Annotated in this window: 21 protein-coding genes; 6 read left to right on the top strand and 15 right to left on the bottom strand. The window is 44.9% G+C overall.

What is annotated here, in order from left to right; all coding sequences use genetic code 11:
• Positions 1-54 precede the first annotated feature (54 nt).
• The 3 genes from AB4329_RS15960 to AB4329_RS15950 form a co-directional block, all read right to left on the bottom strand.
• Positions 55-975 (bottom strand): LysR family transcriptional regulator, encoded by a 921-nt coding sequence (locus tag AB4329_RS15960; RefSeq protein ID WP_017063421.1) that lies wholly within the window; start codon positions 973-975, stop codon positions 55-57.
• A 135-nt stretch (positions 976-1,110) separates the two neighbouring features.
• Positions 1,111-2,109, bottom strand: a complete 999-nt coding sequence (locus AB4329_RS15955; RefSeq protein WP_372138727.1) for a lytic transglycosylase domain-containing protein — start codon at positions 2,107-2,109, stop codon at positions 1,111-1,113.
• A 30-nt stretch (positions 2,110-2,139) separates the two neighbouring features.
• On the bottom strand, positions 2,140-2,430 hold the full coding sequence (locus tag AB4329_RS15950) for a YcgL domain-containing protein (protein WP_017062372.1): 291 nt from the start codon (positions 2,428-2,430) through the stop codon (positions 2,140-2,142).
• A gap of 219 nt (positions 2,431-2,649) precedes the next feature.
• Here AB4329_RS15950 and minC point away from each other — a divergent pair, with 219 nt between their 5' ends.
• The 3 genes from minC to minE are packed head-to-tail and all read left to right on the top strand — an operon-like array spanning position 2,650 to position 4,416.
• Positions 2,650-3,312 carry a septum site-determining protein MinC gene (gene minC, locus AB4329_RS15945; protein WP_017063419.1) on the top strand — a complete coding sequence of 221 codons (663 nt, stop codon included), beginning with the start codon at positions 2,650-2,652 and terminating at the stop codon, positions 3,310-3,312.
• 21 nt (positions 3,313-3,333) lie between these two features.
• Positions 3,334-4,146, top strand: a complete 813-nt coding sequence (minD, locus tag AB4329_RS15940) for a septum site-determining protein MinD (RefSeq protein ID WP_009848498.1) — start codon at positions 3,334-3,336, stop codon at positions 4,144-4,146.
• 6 nt (positions 4,147-4,152) lie between these two features.
• Positions 4,153-4,416 carry a cell division topological specificity factor MinE gene (gene minE / locus AB4329_RS15935; RefSeq protein WP_010436847.1) on the top strand — a complete coding sequence of 88 codons (264 nt, stop codon included), beginning with the start codon at positions 4,153-4,155 and terminating at the stop codon, positions 4,414-4,416.
• A 129-nt stretch (positions 4,417-4,545) separates the two neighbouring features.
• On the opposite strand, the gene rnd is transcribed toward minE, so the two are convergent.
• From rnd to AB4329_RS15895, 8 genes are all read right to left on the bottom strand, one after another.
• Positions 4,546-5,664 carry a ribonuclease D gene (gene rnd, locus AB4329_RS15930; protein ID WP_017067370.1) on the bottom strand — a complete coding sequence of 373 codons (1,119 nt, stop codon included), beginning with the start codon at positions 5,662-5,664 and terminating at the stop codon, positions 4,546-4,548.
• Positions 5,665-5,807: 143 nt separating this feature from the next.
• Positions 5,808-7,502, bottom strand: coding sequence for a long-chain-fatty-acid--CoA ligase FadD (fadD, locus tag AB4329_RS15925; RefSeq protein ID WP_048660836.1), 1,695 nt, complete (start codon positions 7,500-7,502; stop codon positions 5,808-5,810).
• A 106-nt stretch (positions 7,503-7,608) separates the two neighbouring features.
• Positions 7,609-8,460, bottom strand: coding sequence for an alpha/beta fold hydrolase (locus AB4329_RS15920; protein ID WP_372138725.1), 852 nt, complete (start codon positions 8,458-8,460; stop codon positions 7,609-7,611).
• A 47-nt stretch (positions 8,461-8,507) separates the two neighbouring features.
• Positions 8,508-9,068 carry a Slp family lipoprotein gene (locus AB4329_RS15915; RefSeq protein ID WP_372138723.1) on the bottom strand — a complete coding sequence of 187 codons (561 nt, stop codon included), beginning with the start codon at positions 9,066-9,068 and terminating at the stop codon, positions 8,508-8,510.
• A gap of 35 nt (positions 9,069-9,103) precedes the next feature.
• Positions 9,104-9,409, bottom strand: coding sequence for a hypothetical protein (locus AB4329_RS15910; RefSeq protein WP_017062378.1), 306 nt, complete (start codon positions 9,407-9,409; stop codon positions 9,104-9,106).
• Between the two features lie 72 nt (positions 9,410-9,481).
• A complete protein-coding gene (gene tsaB / locus AB4329_RS15905) occupies positions 9,482-10,183 on the bottom strand; it encodes a tRNA (adenosine(37)-N6)-threonylcarbamoyltransferase complex dimerization subunit type 1 TsaB (RefSeq protein WP_017062379.1) in 702 nt (233 codons plus the stop codon).
• Positions 10,184-10,242: 59 nt separating this feature from the next.
• Positions 10,243-12,171 (bottom strand): ATP-dependent DNA helicase, encoded by a 1,929-nt coding sequence (locus AB4329_RS15900; protein WP_372138721.1) that lies wholly within the window; start codon positions 12,169-12,171, stop codon positions 10,243-10,245.
• 160 nt (positions 12,172-12,331) lie between these two features.
• A complete protein-coding gene (locus tag AB4329_RS15895; RefSeq protein WP_372138719.1) occupies positions 12,332-12,532 on the bottom strand; it encodes a hypothetical protein in 201 nt (66 codons plus the stop codon).
• A 301-nt stretch (positions 12,533-12,833) separates the two neighbouring features.
• Here AB4329_RS15895 and purU point away from each other — a divergent pair, with 301 nt between their 5' ends.
• Positions 12,834-13,667 carry a formyltetrahydrofolate deformylase gene (gene purU, locus AB4329_RS15890; RefSeq protein ID WP_029235131.1) on the top strand — a complete coding sequence of 278 codons (834 nt, stop codon included), beginning with the start codon at positions 12,834-12,836 and terminating at the stop codon, positions 13,665-13,667.
• 315 nt (positions 13,668-13,982) lie between these two features.
• On the opposite strand, the gene AB4329_RS15885 is transcribed toward purU, so the two are convergent.
• The gene (locus AB4329_RS15885; RefSeq protein ID WP_017070298.1) at positions 13,983-14,579 is read right to left on the bottom strand and encodes a VOC family protein; all 597 of its coding nucleotides are present in this window, start codon (positions 14,577-14,579) and stop codon (positions 13,983-13,985) included.
• A 347-nt stretch (positions 14,580-14,926) separates the two neighbouring features.
• Here AB4329_RS15885 and argS point away from each other — a divergent pair, with 347 nt between their 5' ends.
• Positions 14,927-16,660, top strand: a complete 1,734-nt coding sequence (argS, locus tag AB4329_RS15880) for an arginine--tRNA ligase (protein ID WP_017070297.1) — start codon at positions 14,927-14,929, stop codon at positions 16,658-16,660.
• Positions 16,661-17,036: 376 nt separating this feature from the next.
• Positions 17,037-17,465 (top strand): HIT domain-containing protein, encoded by a 429-nt coding sequence (locus AB4329_RS15875; protein ID WP_017061937.1) that lies wholly within the window; start codon positions 17,037-17,039, stop codon positions 17,463-17,465.
• Positions 17,466-17,597: 132 nt separating this feature from the next.
• On the opposite strand, the gene AB4329_RS15870 is transcribed toward AB4329_RS15875, so the two are convergent.
• From AB4329_RS15870 to AB4329_RS15860, 3 genes are read right to left on the bottom strand one after another with little or no spacing between them, the layout of a single operon-like run.
• Positions 17,598-17,828, bottom strand: coding sequence for a FeoC-like transcriptional regulator (locus AB4329_RS15870; RefSeq protein WP_017061938.1), 231 nt, complete (start codon positions 17,826-17,828; stop codon positions 17,598-17,600).
• A complete protein-coding gene (feoB, locus tag AB4329_RS15865) occupies positions 17,825-20,098 on the bottom strand; it encodes a Fe(2+) transporter permease subunit FeoB (protein WP_372138717.1) in 2,274 nt (757 codons plus the stop codon). The genes AB4329_RS15870 and feoB overlap by 4 nt, the downstream gene beginning before the upstream one ends.
• A complete protein-coding gene (locus tag AB4329_RS15860) occupies positions 20,099-20,320 on the bottom strand; it encodes a FeoA family protein (RefSeq protein ID WP_004734203.1) in 222 nt (73 codons plus the stop codon). It abuts the gene before it with no gap.
• Between the last annotated feature and the right edge of the window lie 498 nt (positions 20,321-20,818).

Genomic DNA, 20,818 nt, shown 5'->3' with positions numbered 1-20,818 from the left:
ATTAAAAAGCGTACTTTTTCCATATGGAAATTATATTTATAGATTAGGAAACAGTTAGCGATGCAGTTCAACGCAAGTTTTGAGGTTTTTGTCCCAATACGTCGGCGACCCGATATGATCTTTAATGAACTCAATCACTGCCGAAAGCTTCTTCGGCATATTCTTTCGGCTCGGGTAAACGGCATAGAATGGCATCAGCTGACTGGCTCTCCACTCTGGCAATACTTGAATGAGCTTGCCCGTTCTAAACTCTTCTTTCACTAAGTAAGTCGCCAAATAAGCAACGCCCCACCCTGATACTGCCGCGTCTCGTACTGCCTCAGCCAAATCGACTGAGTAATCGCCCGCGACTTTGACGCTGAGGTTTTCTTGCCCGTTGTCAAACGCCCACGATGTGTAATCTCGTTCACGGCTGCGATAGATAAGACAGTTATGGTCAATCAAATCGGAAGGTACATGTGGCGTCCCAGCCTTAATCAGATAATCCGGTGACGCAGCCACCACAAACTGACTGTCGGCTAATCGCTGCGCAATGTAACCTTCAGGCAAATCTTCATTGTTGGTGATCCAGAGATCCAAGCGCTCTTCAATCATGTCCACCTTATAGTCGAACAAGTGGACCTCGATTCTCAACTGAGGATAAAGCTGTCTGAGTTGATCAATCGCCGGAATGATATGGAGTGTGCCAAATGACTGCGACAAACCGACGCGTAGTATTCCAGAGATATCATCGCGCTGGCTATCCATATCCATCTGTGCTGCTTTCACCGTGTTAAACAGCTGCTCACAATGTTGATAGAACACGTCTCCCGCTTCAGTGAGCGTTAAGCTTCGTGTTGTCCTTTGCACCAGCTTGATGCCTATAGAGTCTTCAAGCAAAGCGACTTGCTTACTGATATGGGACACCGAAACGTTCAAGCTTTTTGCAGCACTGGTAAAGCCTTCGTGCTTGATCAGCGCATGGAATATCACCATCTGTGCAGCTCTATCTGTTAGCACAAGATCACCTTATTAAATCTCTGAAATATAAAATCAAAAAGGACTCCGAAGAGTCCTTTAGTTCGTTCTGCCTATGATAGGCCAAATGCTATTCAAAGCGACTTAGGTCTGTTAATCAAACTTAATTCTGTCGGCTAGGTGGCTTACTGCCAAAGCAAAGTAGTAAGAACGATTCCACTTCATTAACACATTGTAGTTGTTATAAATGAGGTACGAACGTCCGGTTTCATCATCCGGCATGATTAACCAAGCTTTAATGTCTTCATCAAGTGTTGGCAGTGGGCGATCGTCATAGCGTTTAATACCGAGTTCAGACCACTCTTTTAAGTATTTCGCTTTGTCTTCGTCTCGACCTTGTAAATCGATCAGCACAGTTGACGGAACATGAACCTGACGACCCCAAGTATATTTGTCATCCCACCCTGATTGGCTGAGATAATTGGCCGCCGAAGCAAATACGTCTTCTTCAGTGCCCCAAATGTCTTTCTTGCCATCACCACTGCCATCAGCGGCGTAAGCTAAGAATGAGCTTGGCATAAACTGAGGTTGACCCATCGCACCAGCCCAAGAGCCTTTCATCTCTTTTGGTGCAATATGGCCTTGATCAAGAATCTTCAATGCCGCCATCGCTTCGCTACGGAAGAAAGCTTCTCGGCGTCCTTCATAAGCCATGGTCGTTAGGGCGTCGATAACGCTGTAATTGCCCGTGAACTTACCAAAATTACTCTCAACGCCCCATAGCGCGACAATGAATCTTGGTTGAACACCATATTCATCACCAATACGCTTTAACGCGGTGTAATGCTCCTTGTAGAGTGACCTTGCTTGCTTCACTTTCCAATCTGGAACCGCTCGTGGAATGTATTCATCCAGAGTCAGTTTTTTCTCAGGTTGGTTTTTGTCGGCTTTTACCGCTCTTGGCTTAAACGTTACACCATCAAAGGCTTCATCAATGATCGCTTCAGAGATGCCTTCTTCACGGCCTTGTTGTTTTAGTTTTTCTACATATTGCTCGAAGCTCAGTTCTTCAGCTTGTACTGAACTTATGGTCAGGCTATTACCCAATAGTAATGCCGACACAGCCAATATGGTTTTCGAAAATTTACTCAACGATCACTCCTCCTTGAATTGAGGTGGCTATCACTCTTCGTCTTGAGATTTCTGTTGAGCTTTACGCTCTTTATGAAGCTCAAGTTCGTTAACTGGTGGTGGCGGAACCTGTAAAAAGAAACCATCGGTATTCAGTGATTCTTTCACTTTTTCGATGTTTACTTGAGCCAGTTTACGGCCATCCATTTTAATTACCATTACAAAACTAGGTTTACCAAACATTTGCATCAATGCGTCAGGAACTTGTGAAAAATCATCCTTCTTAGGGATATAAAGGTATGTTCCTTCTTTCTTTGAGCTTTTATATATAGAACACAGCATGACAAACCTTTTAATTGATTATGACTACAAAACTCTCACTTGCGAGATCAATAGTTTATGTTAGGGAAATATTGGGAACAAAACGTCCATTTGACAACAAGATTACTTGCTGTGCTTGGTTTGGGAATATAACATGATAAACCTAGTTTCAGGCAATGCCCTTTATTTTATTGATAAAGAAATTGTACTAATCCGCTATTGAGGTCCTGTAGTTTTTCGATGTCTAGTAACCCAGATCTAAAAGGTAGCAGCTTTACGCTATCTGTTTTGCACTTATCCGATGATCAAGTCGAAAATGCAGTCTCTTTTCTTCAAGAGAAAGTAGACCAAGCACCTACGTTTTTCGCTGCCGCACCTGTTGTTATCAACATCAGTAAAGTCGCGGGCGATATCGATTTTGTGCAACTTAAAAATGGTATATCTCAAGCGGGCATGATCCCGGTTGGTGTGGCAGGCTGTTCTGATAAGCGAATGCAAAACCTCGCTAAAGAAGCCGGTTTTGCAGTGATGACGGCAAGCAAGTCGCCATCTCAAGCTCCAGCGAAAATGGCACCAATCAAAGTGATTAGAACCCCTATTCGTTCTGGTCAGCAGGTTTATGCGAAAGATGGCGATCTATTGATACTCAGCCATGTGAGTGCAGGCGCGGAAGTGATTGCCGATGGCAGCATCCATATTCATGGCACTTTACGCGGCCGTGCGATTGCAGGTGCAAGTGGTCAAACTGAAGCAAAAATAATTTGTAATGACTTACAAGCCGAGCTGGTTTCCATTGCTGGAAATTACTGGCTCAGCGATCAAATTGAAAGCGAGTACTGGCAGAAGAAAACCATGTTCAGTATGGCAAACGATGTATTACACGTTGATGTCCTCGCAATATAAGAGAAATAAAAGGAAAACAGAATGGCACGCATTATCGTTGTAACGTCAGGTAAAGGCGGGGTAGGCAAAACGACCTCCAGTGCAGCTATTGCCTCGGGTCTGGCTTTAAAAGGAAAGAAAACCGCAGTTATCGACTTTGATATCGGTCTGCGTAACCTAGATTTAATCATGGGTTGTGAGCGTCGTGTTGTGTACGACTTCGTTAATGTTATCAATGGTGAAGCGACGCTGAACCAAGCGATGATCAAAGACAAGCGCACAGAGAACCTGTTCATTCTTCCTGCTTCTCAAACTCGTGATAAAGACGCACTAACAAAAGATGGTGTTCGTCGTGTATTTGATGAACTGGATGAAATGGGCTTTGATTTCATCATCTGTGATTCTCCTGCGGGTATCGAACAAGGCGCTCTTATGGCGTTGTACTTCGCTGATGAAGCGATTGTAACCACCAACCCAGAAGTCTCTTCAGTACGCGATTCAGACCGTATTCTAGGTATTCTTGACTCTAAATCTCGTCGTTCTGAAGACGGCTTAGAGCCAGTGAAAACACACCTTCTATTGACTCGCTACAACCCAGCACGTGTAACTCAAGGTGAGATGCTCAGTGTTGAAGACGTTGAAGAAATCCTGCACATCTCTCTACTGGGTGTAATTCCAGAGAGCCAAGCGGTACTGAACGCATCGAACAAGGGTGTTCCAGTTATCTTTGACGAAGCAACCGACGCAGGTATGGCTTACAATGATACTGTAGAGCGACTACTGGGTAGCCAAGTTGACTTCCGCTTCTTAACGGAACAGAAGAAAGGCATCTTCAAACGACTGTTCGGGGGCTAATGCACAATGTCATTATTAGAGTTTTTTAGACCACAGAAAAAGACAACCGCAAACCTAGCCAAAGAACGTTTGCAGATCATTGTTGCCGAACGACGCAGCCATGACGACCCAGCGCCGTCTTACCTGCCGCAACTAAAAGAAGACATCTTGAAGTGTATTGCCAAGTACGTTGAGGTCGATCCATCAATGGTTGATCTGACTTTTGAACACAAAGATGACGACATCTCAGTGTTAGAGTTGAATGTTAAGCTTCCAGAAGAAGATCGATAATCTTTCTGAACAAGATTGGCAGGTAATACACTTGCTTGTATTGATTGAATAAAAAAGAGAGCCTAGGCTCTCTTTTTTGTATGTGCAGTTTATAACTGTAACTAAGTTAGGCTTTAAAGCAGCAAGCGGTTATTTGATCGCTTTACTCAGCTTTTCGCCAACCACATCTAAACGCCAGCCTTGCATAACATCAGGCAGCTTTTCTGGGTTACGATCGTGCTTCCACACCCAGCTTAACATTTGGTTAAGTTGCTTCTTCGATGCCAAGAATTCCGTCGCCAAACCACTGTGTTGTGATGCTGTTTTCACTTCATCTTTCAGCACTTTGAAGAGTTGCTTGTAGCCAGGGAAGTCCATTAGACGTTCTACTGGTGCTGGGTACTCTTCTTCTGGTGTATGTTCCGCTAACTTTACGATTGAGCTGATCTTCGCACCATGGCGACGCACAGAGCGGTAATCAAAACCCTCTTGCTCCATGTGCTTGGGATCTTTCATCGCAAAACGCGCCACAGCCCATAGGTCTTGTTCTTTGAAGACAAAGTTCAGCGCTAAATCGCGCTTGATTGCTTCTTTTAGACGCCAAGTTGCTAGAGGTCGTAAGATCGCTAATTGCTTAGGTTTAAGCTGCCACGCCCCTTTAATATCAAGGTAGGCTGTATCTGGGTTTACTTTACGAATGCGCTTGGCAACTTGTAAATCAGACTCTTGCTGAGCCGCTTCCCACCAGCCAGCTTCCATCACTTTTTCTAGAAGCTTGTTGTACATTGGCATTAGGTAATGCACGTCTGCTGCTGCGTAGTCCAATTGTTTTTGAGAAAGCGGACGCGCTAGCCAGTCTGTGCGAGATTCACTCTTATCGAGATCGACACCGACAAACTCTGAAACCAGAGCAGCAAAGCCCGTTGATAAACCATGACCTAAGAAAGCCGCCATGATCTGTGTATCAACCATTGGTGTTGGTGTACAGCCAAATGCGTTCTGGAACACTTCCAAATCTTCACCGCACGCGTGCAGCACTTTCAATACTGATGCGTCTTTCAACAAGGTAACGAACGGTGTCATGTCATCAAGAGCAATAGGGTCAATCAGTGACAGCATTTCACCATCAAATAACTGAATCAAGCCTAATTGAGGGTAATAGGTTCTAGTACGAACGAACTCCGTATCAAGCATAACGACATCGGCTTCACGTGCTTGTTGGCAAACTCGCTCAAGGTCTTTCAATTGGGTAATGATTTGATAATCCACAAAAACTCTCACAGGTTTCTATTTGATCGCCGGATACAAAAATGCCGACATTAACTGTCGGCATTCTAACACCATTTTTCAGCGCTCGCTTAGATTAAGCGCCTCAATGGTTATGGTGCAGTACTTTCGCGTAAACGGGCTAATTATTCGCTAGCGCGTTTAGCCAATTCTGCATCGTTTTCTTCACGCAGTACGCGGCGTAAGATCTTACCTACGTTAGTCTTTGGAAGATCATCTCTGAACTCGACTAATTTAGGGATCTTGTAACCCGTTAGGTGCTCACGACAGTGCGCGATAATGTCTTCTTTAGTCAGGCTAGGATCGCGCTTAACAACGTAGATCTTAACCAGCTCACCAGACACTTCATGAGGTTGACCGATAGCTGCAACTTCTAACACTTTACCGTGCAGAGCCACTACGTCTTCAATCTCATTCGGGTAAACGTTGAATCCAGACACAAGAATCATGTCTTTCTTACGGTCTACGATGTACAACAAGCCTTCGTCATCAAACTTAACGATGTCACCTGTCGATAGCCAACCGTCTTGATCGATCACTTCTTTAGTCGCTTCAGGGCGCTGCCAGTAACCTTGCATCACTTGAGGACCACGAACCTGCAACTCACCCACTTGGTCATTGCCTACTACTTTCCCTTCATCATCAACAATACGAACTTCTGTCGATGGTACAGGTAGGCCGATTGCACCTGTGTAGTCTTTTAGATCGTATGGGTTACCCGTTACCAGTGGTGAACACTCGGTTAACCCATAGCCTTCCAATAGGTGAACGCCTGTTGCTTTCTTCCATTGCTCAGCAACAGCGCGTTGAACCGCCATGCCTCCGCCAACAGATAAACGCATGTTACTGAAATCCAATTCATGGAAATCTTCGTTGTTTACCAACGCATTGAACAGGGTATTTACGCCAGTAATCGCGGTAAACGGTACCTTTTGTAGCTCTTTAATGAAACCTGGAATATCACGAGGGTTAGTAATTAGAAGGTTACGACCACCCATCTCAACAAACAGTAAGCAGTTCACGGTCAGTGCAAATACGTGGTAAAGCGGCAGTGCTGTTACAACCAACTCGCGGCCTTCTTGCAGAACAGGACCGTAAGCCCCTTTAGCTTGAAGTACGTTCGCAATCATATTGCGGTGCGTTAGGATTGCGCCCTTAGCTACACCCGTTGTACCACCCGTGTACTGTAGGAATGCAATGTCATCACCCGCCATAAACGGCTTCACATACTGAAGACGGCGACCTTTGTGCAGTGCTTTTCTGAATGAGATAGCACCAGGCAGGTCATACTTAGGTACCATGCCTTTTACGTACTTCACTACGAAATCGACAATTGTACCTTTCGCGCGTGGCAGCATTTGCCCTAGGCTGGTGAGTACAACGTGTTTAACCGGCGTGTTATCAACCACTTTCTCTAGCGTGCTCGCAAAGTTAGATACGATAACAATCGCCTTTGCACCAGAATCGTTCAGTTGATGTTCAAGCTCACGAGGTGTGTACAGTGGGTTGACGTTCACTGCAATCATACCGGCACGCAATACACCAAACAGTGCAATTGGGTATTGCAGTAGGTTTGGCATCATTAGCGCGACGCGATCGCCCTTCTTCAGTTTCAAGTCATTCTGCAGGTAAGCGGCAAAAGCACGGCTGCGCTCTTCTAGCTTACGGAATGTCATAATCGAGCCCATGTTCTCGAATGCAGGTTGGTCTGCGTACTTCTGTACCGACTGTTCAAACATTTCTACAAGAGATGGGTACTGATCTGGGTTGATCGTTTCTGGTACGTCACTTGGATAACGTGAAAGCCAAGGTTTATCCACGATGTTACTCCTCGTTTATCAGCTGACGACTGCTTCGCCGCTTTTTATCATTGCGGTATTACAGCACAGCTTTAGTGCATGAGCACTAAAAGGCTCAAACACTTGTTTAAATTTTGTTAACTACACCAAGAATTAGCTCTGAAACTAGCTCTGGGCTCTCTAAATGACAATGATGTCCGCCAGGAACAGTCTCTATATGCAGAGGACTATGCACTGATTTGTAGCGATTATGCTGCAAATGTCGGAATCCACCATTCCCTAGGATTATTAATTGAGGGCATTCAATAGCCGCCATAATCGCTTCAGCGTGCGCCTGTGACATTCGATATAACGAGTCACATTTTAGATTAGGGTCGCATCGCCATTGCCAAGAGTTCTCGAACTCGACAATACCTCGCTCAACAATAGGAGCGATTAATTCAGCATTAATTTGGTTGGCGTGAGCTCTCAGCTTAATAGCATCCTCAAGGCTTGCCAGAGGACGTGAAGGCTTTCTTCGCTGTCGAAGACGACTGAGTACCCCATCCCTCAAGCGAGAGACTGTTTCGTGGGGAGCTTCAGAAAGAGGTCCGTGACCTTCAATTTGAATTAATCCTGACACCTTTTCAGGAAAGGCGGCACTATAGCAACTTGATATCAATGCACCAAGTGAATGTCCTACCAGTACCAGTCTGTTTGGCGATAATTTAGTCACCAACTGATGCAAGTCATCAATATAATCATGAAATGGGTAGTAACTTCCCGATTTATGCGACGAGAAGCCGTGTCCGAAGAGATCGATAGCAACAAGGTGAGCATTGGGCGCAAACTTGGCGGCTTGCTGCATAACCTGATTAAAGCTGGACGAATTATCCAACCACCCATGAATAAAAACGACCGTCGTTGCGGTCGTTTGTGGGTTGCCTATCTGTTGTGTGGCAAGCGTCCCGCTCGCAAGGGAGTATGACTTTTCAATCATTGATTTTAAGTTGTCCCTGTCGTTAAGTGTGTCGGGGTTAGGTTCGACTATTCCACATCTTGAATCACACGCCCTGACTTAGGCATGGTTTGAAAACTGCGACAATGCAAACTGCGGCAAGAGTAATAGTTCGGCGCAAAATCGTTGATAACCACTCGCTCAGTGATCTGCCATAAACGTTGATTGTAGACATTCATGACTGGGAAGGTGTAAGGGTAGTCACCAATGGTGCCATCTTCAGTGCCATTTGATGTGCCAACTAAAGTGACTAAGCGGCCTTCAGCAAAGCTCAATGGTTCAACGTAGCCATCAATGTAACCAACAAAACGCCCTTTGGGCTCGGCGTCAATATCTGGCTTACCGCTACTCGAAATCGGCATATTAGCAACTTCGATTCGAGTCTTATCTTTCAAGTTGGTTACTTTAGAGATAACGCCACCCAATCGAACACTTTTCGCCTCCGGTAGTTGGTCGACCCACTGTTGGTAATCACTAATTACAGGCTCTGATTTTGCTTCAAGTTCGCTAGGAAGTGATGAACACCCGGCAAGTACCAAGACACCAAGAGAAAGGGCTATTAAGCGTAATTTAGAGAGATAATTTGACATGGTTCTGGTCCTTAAACAGGCATTAATAAGAAGCTCTAGATGTAGATATCGACACCGATAAGCTTTGCAAGTTCTTCTTTCTTCGCCTGATTCATTACATCCATATACTCTTCCATAGCCTTACGTCCTCGGCCTTCTGGAAGATCATACTGGATTTGAGCCTTGTGTAGTTCAGACTCTTTAACTTGACGAATAGAGTGAGAAACAGCATTAGCGACCTTAGTCGGTTGCCCAACCGCAGTGCTAGCATCAGATTTTTTTGCCTGCTCCTTCTTTTTAATTCGATTCGGCTTAGACGTGCTGCCTATCGAAGAAGGAGGTAAGTTGTTAATTGATACCATGACTAAATATCTGCCCTCTCAAATCTAAATAATACGCATTTAGACCTAATTTGCATCAGAACCTTGTAAAAATTATTCGCGACCTGGCAGTTTCTTCCAAGTCACTTTGTCACGAAGATAAACTGGCTCAGATTCTTCTGCTGCAACCGCTTTACCTTCTGCGTAAGCAAATTGAGCAAGGAACGCCATATCTTGAGCTTCTGGGAATAGCACTTCACACGCTTTGGTGTTGATCGCAAGTGTATCCATATGCTCGGCATAAGCTTCCCAGCCGGTACCGACTTTCGCCCATATTTCAGAATCTGCTTCTAACTGCGCAGCCAGTTCACTTGGTGGCGTTACACATTCGGCATCAACCGCAGTCCAACGACCATCTTGTTCACGGCTGTAACGAGCCCAGTACACTTCGCTCATACGCGCATCAATCGCTGTTGCTACATGAGTTTCACCAAATTTACGGTAGCTGCCTTGCGCCATCGCTGCCAGTGTAGAGACACCAATCATTGGTAAATCCGCACCAAAAGCCAAGCCCTGAGCAATACCAATACCAATACGCACACCCGTGAAACTGCCTGGGCCTTGGCCAAACGCGATAGCATCGATATCGGTTAAAGCGACATTCGCTTCTTTCAGTACTTCATCCACCATAGGTAGAATTTTCTTCGTATGGTCTCGAGGAGCCTCTTCGCTACGTGCGAACACCTGGTCACCAATTACTAATGCAACTGAACAGTTTTCAGTTGCGGTATCTACTGCAAGAATTTTCGCGCTCATTTGTGTCTCAAATATTCGTTATCTAATCTAAAAATAATGGCTAAACTCAACAATGCCAATTACTCAGCAGCGGTTGAATGGTCTTTAGCTAAGAATTCTTTAATGACCCCTAAGTCACGTGTACGAGGGATAGGCGGTAAACTCGCCAAAAATATGCCACCGTAATCGCGAGTCACCAATCGATTATCGCAAATAATCAAAGCACCATTATCGCGCTTGTCACGTATCAATCGGCCGACACCTTGTTTCAAGGTAATCACAGCGTCTGGCAACTGTACTTGTGCAAAAGGATCACCCCCTTTTAGCTTACAGTCCTCGATTCGAGCCTTAAGTAAAGGGTCATCAGGGGCTGTAAAGGGCAATTTATCGATGATAACACAGCTTAATGCGTCGCCCCTAACATCTATCCCCTCCCAGAAAGCACCTGTAGCCACCAGCAATGCGTTACCTAATTCCATGAATTCGGCTAAGGTTTTTTGCTTACTTGTCTCACCTTGCAATAGAACGGGAACCGAGAGGGTTTCACGGAATCGCTCCCCCAACTCTTTCATCATGCTGTGTGAAGTACACAAGAAGAAACAGCGGCCTTGGTTTTGCTCAATCACAGGAGTCAGCATTCTTACTAGCTTATCCGCGAGACCGGGGCTATTCGGTTCTGGAAGATAACGAGGCACACACAAGCGCGCTTGATTCGGATAATCAAACGGGCTCGGCAGTGAAAACTGTGCCGACGGTTTTAACCCTAATCGAGAAGTAAAGTGTTCGAAATCATCCGACACCGCCAAGGTTGCTGAGGTAAACACCCATGCGCCCGGCTTCAGCTCAATCTGTTCGTGGAATTTATCGGCGACAGAAAGCGGTGTGATATGCAGAGCAAAGTGGCGCGGTGTAGTGTCATACCAATACGAATAGCCAGTGATCGACACATCGCACACACGTTCGATACGCGACTTAATCATATTTGCGCGTTCGAAAGCGGTATCTAACAACTGGCTTCGCCCAAGTGCTAACTTCAATACATCAACAGCAAGTTGCAGAGCATCTTGCAAACGAACTAACTCGCGTGCAATCGACTCGGATTTCAAAGCTTCGCGCCAGTTACCACGAAAGCCGGTATCACCAAGCACAATACGCAGATCGGCTGACGATTGAACGAGCCTATCCCCTACTTTCTGTAGCTGACGCATGTCTTTGGCTTCAGTTCGGTAAGCAATTTCAATGTCTTTGGCTAACTCTTGGATCTGTCGACTGGAAACCGATTGTCCGAAGTACTGGCTGGCGATGTCAGGAAGTTGATGTGCTTCATCGAAAATAAACACGTCAGCTTCAGGTATCAATTCGCCAAATCCGGTTTCTTTGATCGCCAAATCAGCTAGGAAAAGGTGGTGGTTTACGACCACCACATCGGAATCCATCGCTTTTTTACGCGCTTTAAGCACAAAGCAATCGGTATAGCTTGGGCACTCTTTACCCAAGCAATTATCATTGGTCGAGGTAATGGTTGGAATAACCGGGCTGTCTTCAGCGATATCATCACAATCGCCTAAATCACCCGTTTGAGTGGATGACGACCAACTACGAACTTTGACTAACTGAGCCAGCAGCGTTGGATCGGTATGAGCACCATGACTCTCGATCATTTGGCGGCTGAGTCTGTCCAAACACAAATAGTTTGAACGTCCTTTGAGCAACGCAACTTGACCATAAAAGCCAAGCGCATCGACCATCAAGGGTAAATCTCGGTGAAACAGCTGCTCTTGAAGGTTTTTAGACCCCGTACTAATGATGGTTTTCTTGCCACTAAGCAGCGCAGGCACTAGGTAAGCAAACGTCTTACCAGTACCTGTTCCAGCCTCAACAACCAACTGGCTTTGATTTTCAATAGCTTGTGAAACCGCTTCAGCCATGTCTAACTGAGCTTGTCTTGGTTGAAACCCAGGGATAGCTTTGCCCAGAGCGCCATCAGCAGAAAACGTTTTAAATATCATAGAGTACGAAGTTTAGAAAAAGAGAAGGAGAATTATGGCAGGTTTAGTGAGCCGGCGCGAATCAAGAATGACTTCGCACCGGAGGTGTTTGGCTTGGCTTGACGTGGCTTAAGTTACCTTGAAGGTAAGAATTGAAGAAGTAGGAATTAGAGAATCGTTTTTATTTTCGACTGAGATAACGTGATAGCCAAGGAGCACCTTCAAAATGGTTATCACCAGGCTGTATGGCTTTCGCTGCATCGGTTGGTGAGGTCTTACTTTCCCACATTTCATCTAGAACATGACCACCTAATTCGGTACCTCTCGCCAATGAATTCACTCGCTTGCAGTACAGTTTTTTGGCTAGTAACTCTTTATCCATAAGTATCACCTCTATTTTTGGCCAAGGCGTAAATGCCTCGGTTGAAGTTCAAATGCGTACTACGGTCAAAACTTTTAAAAATGAAGCTTCTGCCTGTTTTTCTATCTAAAAACTGATATTTCTATATCAAACAATTTATCAAAGCGATAAATCAGCAGCAGAATTTGTTGAAACCAACTTGATAATAGATTAATTATAACGGTGATATTGCGGCTCAGTTCACCGTTCGACGGCCTGCATTAAATTTGAAGAATCCCTATTTCATATAATAAGTGCAACATTTCATGGAAGTAAGATGCAAATGGAAAGAAAAACTTTACTAACACATTGTACTGATGCCCCGGGCCTCATCTCTAAGATCACCAATATTTGTTATAAGCACCAACTCAATATTATTCACAACAATGAGTTCGTAGATAACACAAGTGGCCACTTCTTTATGCGCACCGAGCTGGAAGGCTATTTCAATGATGAAACCTTGCTTGCCGATTTAGACCAAGCCCTGCCACCAAATACGAAACGTAAGCTTGTTGATTCGTCTCGCAAGCGTGTTGTGATACTCGTGACCAAGGAAGCACACTGCCTTGGCGACATTCTAATGAAGAACTTCGATGGCAGCTTAGACGTTGAAATTGCGGCCGTTGTCGGTAACTACGACATTCTACAAAGCCTAACCGAGCGTTTTGACATCCCTTACCACCATGTTTCTCACGAAGGGCTAAACCGTGAAGAACATGAGAAGAAGATGCTAGAAGTGATTGACCAGTACGAGGCGGATTACCTTGTTTTGGCTAAGTACATGCGAGTGCTGACACCAGGTTTTGTTGAAAAATACCACCACAAGATCATCAATATCCACCACAGCTTCTTGCCAGCATTTATTGGCGCGAAGCCATACCAACAAGCGTATGAGCGCGGCGTGAAGATCATTGGCGCAACGGCACACTTTGTGACGAATGATTTGGATGAAGGTCCAATCATCAAGCAAGATGTTATCCCTGTGGATCACAACTTCAGCGCGAAAGACATGGCACAAGCCGGTCGTGACGTAGAGAAGAATGTATTAAGTAAGGCGTTAAACAAGGTGATCAATGATCATGTGTTTGTTTACGGCAACAAGACTGTAATTCTGTAAATCGGATATTCGATTTCCGGTAAGACTTCCAGTTAGAACCCAATAAAAAACGCGCAATAGGAAAAGCCCATCGCGCGTTTTTTGTATCTGATGATCAGACTCGCTTTGAGAGATTCCCGACTACGCTCCTTCGTCGCTATCGGGAATGACGAACTCGGTGATGAACCTTCGAGCTATAGGCTCTAACATACGCTCTCGAACGCTCAGTCTGTCACTATCCAAAGATAGACTCTGGAAAATTTCATCGAACACCCCGTCATTCCGACGAGCCAAGGCGAGATCAGGAATCTCTTTCCTAGCAACTCTCTATTCAAATTAAGCCTGTTCTGATTCCACAATCTTCTTCAAAGAGTGTGGATGCAGCTTGATGCAAATCCCTTGATGTTTAAAAGCCACTGTTGGGTTATTCAAGCGTTCACCCTCGCCTTTCGGGCTAGAGAGTTTGATCTTAACGCCTTGCTCACCCAGCGTTTCAAAGTTAGCAGCGAACTGCGGGTAAGTTTCTTTAAGATCCGCTAGATACTCATCAGCTGTTTGGGCATGAGAAGGAATCACAAACTCTACATGTTCCCAATCTTGGCTTGGGTAAATCTTACCTTCTGCTGGATATGGCAGCTCCAAACATTCAATTTTCCAGCCAAGGCTTTGCAAGGGTTCATCGAAAGCCAACACCACAATTGGACGACCATTAATCATCGCCTCAGAAATCATAGAGCCGTACTCAGACCACGCTTGATGGGCAGATTTCGCTAGCTCAGTGTCATTGATTCGCAGCGCAATATGATCCGCTTGAGCAAAGCTTAAATCCAAACCTAATGTATTTCCTAGGCTCTCGATTTTTGCCATAAAAGTATCAAGGCGGGCGATCATTTGTTGTGGTTCTAGTTCAGCTTGCTTCAGGCTCATCATCATTGTCTGTGTTCTCCAAATAATGGCTGCATGTTATCAGTTTTGCCTTTTGCAACAAGCGTTGCTTTTACAAAAAACACTCAATAACTATGTTCTTTTCGCTCCTTAAACATGCAAACGCGTCTTGCTAAAAGTCGATTGTCAAAAACCACTCAGGAAATGTTAATTTTCTATCAATTCGACCTATAAGAAACCGCACAAAATTGGTATGATTACCGCCATTTCTGTGAACTTAAACAGAGTCTGCTGCTGATTTTGGCATTAAATCGTTAACTAGAAGCATAATTAACCAATTTAATGACCAAGAATTAACGGCCACTCTTATCATCCTTGAATTGAAGGAAACGCGTGTGAATATCCAAGCACTTATTAATGACAAAGTATCTCAGGCTCTAGAAGCCGCTGGCGCACCTGCAGGCTCTCCTGCTGCTGTTCGTCAATCTGCAAAACCACAGTTTGGTGACTACCAAGCAAACGGCGTTATGGGCGTTGCTAAACGACTAGGCACTAACCCACGAGAATTTGCTCAAAAAGTATTGGACGTTCTAAACCTAGACGGTATCGCGTCTAAAGTTGAAATCGCAGGTCCGGGTTTCCTAAACATCTTCCTAGATGAAGCTTTCCTAGCCAAACAAGCAGACGCAGCATTGGCTGACTCTCGCCTTGGTGTTGCCGTTGCTGAAACGCAAACTATTGTTGCGGATTACTCTGCGCCAAACGTTGCTAAAGAAATGCACGTTGGTCACCTACGTTCAACTATCATCGGTGATGCGGTCGTTCGTACTCTAGAATTTCTAGGCCACAACGTTATCCGCGCTAACCACATCGGTGACTGGGGTACTCAATTCGGTATGCTTATCGCAAACCTTGAGCGCGTTCAGGCTGAGTCTGGTGAAGTTTCAATGGAACTTGCTGACCTTGAAGGCTTCTACCGTGAATCTAAAAAGCTCTACGATGAAGACGAAGAGTTCGCAGTTAAAGCACGTGGCTACGTTGTTAAACTGCAAAGCGGCGACGAGTTCTGCGCAGAGATGTGGAAGAAGCTTGTTGACGTAACAATGATTCAAAACCAACGCAACTACGATCGTCTAAACGTGTCTCTAACACGTGATGACGTAATGGGCGAAAGCATGTACAACCACATGCTTCCAACTATTGTTGCGGATCTGAAAGAGCAAGGTCTTGCTAAAGAAGATGACGGCGCACAAGTTGTATTCCTAGACGAATACAAAAACAAAGATGGTGACCCAATGGGCGTTATCATCCAGAAACGCGACGGCGGCTTCCTTTACACAACAACCGACATTGCTTGTGCAAAATACCGTTTTGAAGAACTAGGCGCAGACCGCGTTCTTTACTTCATCGACTCACGTCAACACCAGCACCTAATGCAAGCTTGGACTATCGTTCGTAAAGCAGGTTACATCCCAGAATCTGTTTCTCTTGAGCACCACGCATTCGGCATGATGCTAGGTAAAGACGGTAAACCATTCAAGACTCGTGCAGGCGGTACTGTTCGTCTTGCTGATCTTCTTGATGAAGCCGAAGTTCGTGCAGCGCAGCTAATCGAATCTAAGAACCCAGAACTAGCAGAAGACGAGAAGAAAGCGATCGCGAACACTGTTGCTATGGCAGCGGTTAAGTACGCAGACCTTTCTAAGCACCGCACTACTGACTACGTGTTCGATTGGGACAACATGCTTGCATTCGAAGGCAACACAGCACCATACATGCAGTACGCATACACTCGTGTTGCTTCTGTATTTGCTAAAGCTGGCATTTCTATGGACTCGCTTGAAGGTGAAATCAAAATCACTGAAGAGAAAGAGAAAGCGCTTATCGCGAAACTTCTACAGTTTGAAGAAGCAGTACAGTCTGTTGCTCGTGAAGGTCAACCACACATCATGTGTAGCTACCTATTCGAACTAGCTGGTCAATTCTCTAGCTTCTACGAAGCTTGCCCTATCCTAGTTGCTGAAGACAAAGCTGTTAAGCAGAGCCGTCTGAAGCTTGCTGCACTAACAGCGAAGACGATCAAGCAAGGTCTATCGCTTCTAGGTATCGACACTCTAGAGCGCATGTAAGCGATTCGAGATTCGAGATTCGAGATTCGAGATTCGAGATTCGAGAAAATTAGAAAGGTTGACGTGAAAGCGTCAACTTTTTTTTGTCTGGAGGTTTGTTTACTCGATTATTTAAGCGATTAGCTAACCTACACAGCAAGAGATCTCCTATTACGCTCATTCGTCGCTCTAGGAGATGACGAGAATAGGTGTAGTGAATCCAAGACAACATCAATGATGCGCCATCAAACCACACCAAATCGTTATCCCTCTTCTCACCATCATTCCCTACAGTGAGGGACGAACGTGATAGGAAATCTGCTTATTGAGAACGTAAGCCCTAGCCACATTCAAACTCCGACCTTATACTCATGTAAAACAATTAATTGGAAAGATCATGAGCTTCGAACTTCACCCGCAACTTGCGAAAGACACCACACTTATCGGCGAATTTCCACTGAGCTTAGCCCTGCTACACAAAGATAACGCAGTGCCTTGGGTTATCTTGGTACCAAAACGTGCCAACCTAAAAGAGTTGCACCACTTACCAATGAAAGAGCAACAGCAGTTCCTACATGAATCTCAGGCGGTAAGCCAAGCATTAGAAGCAACGTTCCAACCAGACAAATTGAACCTTGGTGCGCTGGGTAATATGGTGCCACAACTGCACATCCACCATATTGCACGCTTCAAAGACGACATTGCTTGGCCCGGCCCAGTATGGGGTAATACAAAAGGCGAACAGCGCAGTGAAGAAGATCAAGCCGCTATCCTGACTCGTATCCAAAACGTTCTGTCACTGAGCTCTATCTTCAAGAAAGCATAATTCGAGTTCATCTCATTGAGCTTTAAAGCAAAACACTTCAGAAAAGACACATAACAAAAAGCCGCTCATCTTAGATAAGCGGCTTTGTCATTTTCTAATCTCGCCTTTTTCAACGAGAGTCTGAAGACCGAACTACATCATCACGTTAAGCGACAAACCATCTTGTTTGCTGATGGTGTAGCGAATACGCGTTGTATGACCATGCTTATTCGTATCGACCAAGCGAGAAACTTTCCCTTTCTTGACCCAAACACTCAGCATCGCATCGACGCCATCTTCACTCATGCCAAACTTTGCAGCGAGCTCTTTACGAGCCGCAACGCCGTGGCTATCAATGTATTGATGAAGTTCAGTTAAAATCATACTACTTGCACCTCTAGTGCTTTCTGCTTACTGCCCACTTTCTTGAAGACGCGATACGTCACCACAAAACCACCAGCAATCGCCACCATCCATACTGCACTTGTCACAGGATGCGCAGCAAAGTTTGCCGCTTGGTAGTAGAAAGTCGCACCAAAGTAACCAAGAGCCATCGTCCAAACCGCGATGAAGCGTGCAAACGTCTGACCAAATTCACGAACATAAGCACCCATCGCGGCCACACAAGGCGTGTAAAGCAGGATAAGAATCAAGTAAGCGAATGCCGCATGACCAGATACAAACTTGTCTTTCAAGTTACCAAAGATAGAGGTATCGACGTCTTGGTCAGCTGCTACAGAATTAGAGTCAGACAAGTCGCCAACTTCAATACCTAATGGATCTGAGTAGCTCAATCCGGCTAGGTTTTCAGGGATCGTCATTACCGCTTCTTGCAGGCTTGCTGCTAAGTCAAACTCAGCTGCTTCTTCATCAGAAGGCGTTGTATATAGGCTATTTAATGTACCAACAACGGCTTCTTTAGCGAAAATACCTGTGATGATACCAACCGTTGCAGGCCAGTTCTCTTCAGTAATACCAATTGGTTGGAATACAGGTGTTACAACTTGAGCTGCTCTAGACAGTACTGAGTTTTCGCTATCTTCGTTACCAAAGCTGCCGTCCATACCTAGAGAGTTTAGGAAGCTAAGAATAGCCACAACCATCACGATTGTTTTACCTGCACCAAGTACGAAACGCTTCAGCTTCTGCCAAGTTTTCAACATTACGTTTTGCACTGTCGGCAATTCGTAATCTGGCATTTCCATCACTAAGCTATCACTGCTACCTGGGTAGATCGTGTTTTTCAGGAACAAACCCGTAAGTACAGAAGCAACGATACCCATGATGTACAGAGCGAATACTACGTTTTGTCCTGCACCTGGGAAGAACGCCGCCGCGAACAGTGCGTATACCGGTAAACGAGCACCACATGACATAAACGGCGCCATTGATGCTGCTAGTTTACGTTCGCGCTCTTGGTCAAGAGTACGAGTTGCCATGATTGAAGGCACGTTACAACCAAAGCCCAGTACAAGTGGGACAAATGCTTTACCCGGTAAACCAATCTTCTGCATCACTTTATCAAGTACAAATGCAGCACGAGCCATGTAGCCTGAGCTTTCTAGTACCGCTAAGAATAGGTAAAGCGCTGCGATAACAGGAATAAAGGTCGCAACCGTTTGGATACCGCCGCCAATACCATCAGCAAGTACAGTGACTAACCAAACTGGTAAATGGCCATCTAATAAGTGGTGTCCACCATCAACTAATATTGCTCCAACACCAATATCGAAGAAGTCGATAAACGCACTACCGATATTGATAGAGAACATGAACATTAGGTACATGATAACGAAGAAGAAAGGAATACCGACCCATTTGTTCAAAATGAATTGGTCTGCTTTCTCTGTAAAGTTACGGCTTAGTTTGCCTTCGCTGCGACGAACACGTTTACAAAGGTCATGTAAGAAAGTGTATTTAGCGTCAGCAACAGCAAGGTCAATATCGAAATCGGCACCAAGACGCACGCTATCAATTTGAGTGCGAGTTTGTGGGGCTAAACCATTCAATACCAAGTAATCATTTTCTAAAGCACGAATCGCTAGCGCTCGGTGAGATACGTCAGCATCATCAAATTGTGACTCAACAGAAGGGATAAGAGCTTCTAACGCGGCATCGTAATCAATAGAGATAGGGTCAAGGCTCACACCTTGAACAAGCAGTTTATGCAGACGCTCTTTAAAGCGAACCACTTGACCTTTATCGTTTGCAGACAAGCTTAGAACTGGGCAACCTAGCTCTTTCTCTAGTGCTTTAAGGTTAATCACCTGACGTTCGCGCTTTAATACATCCATTTTGTTCAACACAACGATCATTGGGCGACCCAACTCACGCAGCTGTAATGTCATATATAAGCTTCGTTCTAGACAGCTAGCGTCGACAACATTGATGATCACATCTGCTGGGTGAGTTAAAACAGCGCGAGACGCGATAGACTCATCGATGCTGTTCGCATCATTACCACTGTCTAGTGCGTAGATACCCGGTAAATCCGTTAGTTGAAACTGATCACCAGCGTGCGAGTATAAACCCGTCTTCTTTTCAACAGTGACACCAACCCAGTTACCAACGTGCTGCTTAGCACCAGTCAGTGCGTTGAACAGTGTTGTTTTACCACTATTCGGGTTACCAACGGTAAGAACTTGATAATCCATTTAGATAACCTCGATTTGTTCTGCAATGCTTTCACGAATGGCGATAGAAACACCTCTCACTTCAACTTGAAGCGGATCACCCATAGGTGCACGGCGGATAAGCGTCACCTCGGTTTTTGGCAACATACCCATGACCATAAGTTTCTTCCTTACGTCTGGTGTTAAACCTGTTAGTGCAACAATAGAAGCCGCCTTTCCTTGCTCTAATTGTGAGAGTTTCATAAGTACCCAATTCGTGACTGATAATGAGAAAGATTGTTATTAACGCCATGATACACATACATGCCCACAATTCTATTGTGTGAAATCAATGTTTTCGAAAATACATACTCGTAAGTTTCGTTAAAAACGTTTACGTCAAAAACGTTACTTTCAACAACTAGCGAGAACTACCTCACTAGTACAAACCCTCCCAAACAAAAACAAATCATTAATTATCAATCACTTGAGACAATGTCGGTTTTCTCATAGGTATCTGTCGTTAATTTTATAAGTAAAATAAGTAGCTGGACGTATAGTTACTCCATCGAAGAGAAACTACTTCTCTTTAATTTTATTCCAGAGGTGATATGGCTTTGCTATATCACTCCGGCAGCAAGCGAAGGTGTCGTTGGCACCCGTGGTATAGTCCCCCCGGCTATGCCACGATATTTTTTTTCTTCCCTTTGTTTTATCCCAACAACCTTTTTAAACTCCCCATTTATCTCGTATCTCGTATCT

The sequence above is a fragment of the Vibrio sp. 10N.261.54.A5 genome (assembly GCF_041471145.1).
In the GTDB taxonomy this organism is placed as follows: Bacteria; Pseudomonadota; Gammaproteobacteria; order Enterobacterales; family Vibrionaceae; genus Vibrio; species Vibrio crassostreae_C.
This window is presented reverse-complemented; position numbering and strand designations above follow the sequence as displayed.

Coding starts and splice junctions, on each gene's coding strand:
- AB4329_RS15870 (WP_017061938.1), bottom strand. CDS start 17,828: ATGATTTTAACTGAACTTCATCAATACATTGATAGCCACGGCGTTGCG.
- feoB (WP_372138717.1), bottom strand. CDS start 20,098: ATGGATTATCAAGTTCTTACCGTTGGTAACCCGAATAGTGGTAAAACA.
- AB4329_RS15960 (WP_017063421.1), bottom strand. CDS start 975: ATGGTGATATTCCATGCGCTGATCAAGCACGAAGGCTTTACCAGTGCT.
- AB4329_RS15920 (WP_372138725.1), bottom strand. CDS start 8,460: ATGATTGAAAAGTCATACTCCCTTGCGAGCGGGACGCTTGCCACACAA.
- AB4329_RS15895 (WP_372138719.1), bottom strand. CDS start 12,532: ATGGATAAAGAGTTACTAGCCAAAAAACTGTACTGCAAGCGAGTGAAT.
- AB4329_RS15900 (WP_372138721.1), bottom strand. CDS start 12,171: ATGATATTTAAAACGTTTTCTGCTGATGGCGCTCTGGGCAAAGCTATC.
- AB4329_RS15950 (WP_017062372.1), bottom strand. CDS start 2,430: ATGCTGTGTTCTATATATAAAAGCTCAAAGAAAGAAGGAACATACCTT.
- purU (WP_029235131.1), top strand. CDS start 12,834: ATGGAAAGAAAAACTTTACTAACACATTGTACTGATGCCCCGGGCCTC.
- minE (WP_010436847.1), top strand. CDS start 4,153: ATGTCATTATTAGAGTTTTTTAGACCACAGAAAAAGACAACCGCAAAC.
- AB4329_RS15885 (WP_017070298.1), bottom strand. CDS start 14,579: ATGATGATGAGCCTGAAGCAAGCTGAACTAGAACCACAACAAATGATC.
- tsaB (WP_017062379.1), bottom strand. CDS start 10,183: ATGAGCGCGAAAATTCTTGCAGTAGATACCGCAACTGAAAACTGTTCA.
- minD (WP_009848498.1), top strand. CDS start 3,334: ATGGCACGCATTATCGTTGTAACGTCAGGTAAAGGCGGGGTAGGCAAA.
- AB4329_RS15875 (WP_017061937.1), top strand. CDS start 17,037: ATGAGCTTCGAACTTCACCCGCAACTTGCGAAAGACACCACACTTATC.
- minC (WP_017063419.1), top strand. CDS start 2,650: ATGTCTAGTAACCCAGATCTAAAAGGTAGCAGCTTTACGCTATCTGTT.
- AB4329_RS15860 (WP_004734203.1), bottom strand. CDS start 20,320: ATGAAACTCTCACAATTAGAGCAAGGAAAGGCGGCTTCTATTGTTGCA.
- AB4329_RS15915 (WP_372138723.1), bottom strand. CDS start 9,068: ATGTCAAATTATCTCTCTAAATTACGCTTAATAGCCCTTTCTCTTGGT.
- AB4329_RS15910 (WP_017062378.1), bottom strand. CDS start 9,409: ATGGTATCAATTAACAACTTACCTCCTTCTTCGATAGGCAGCACGTCT.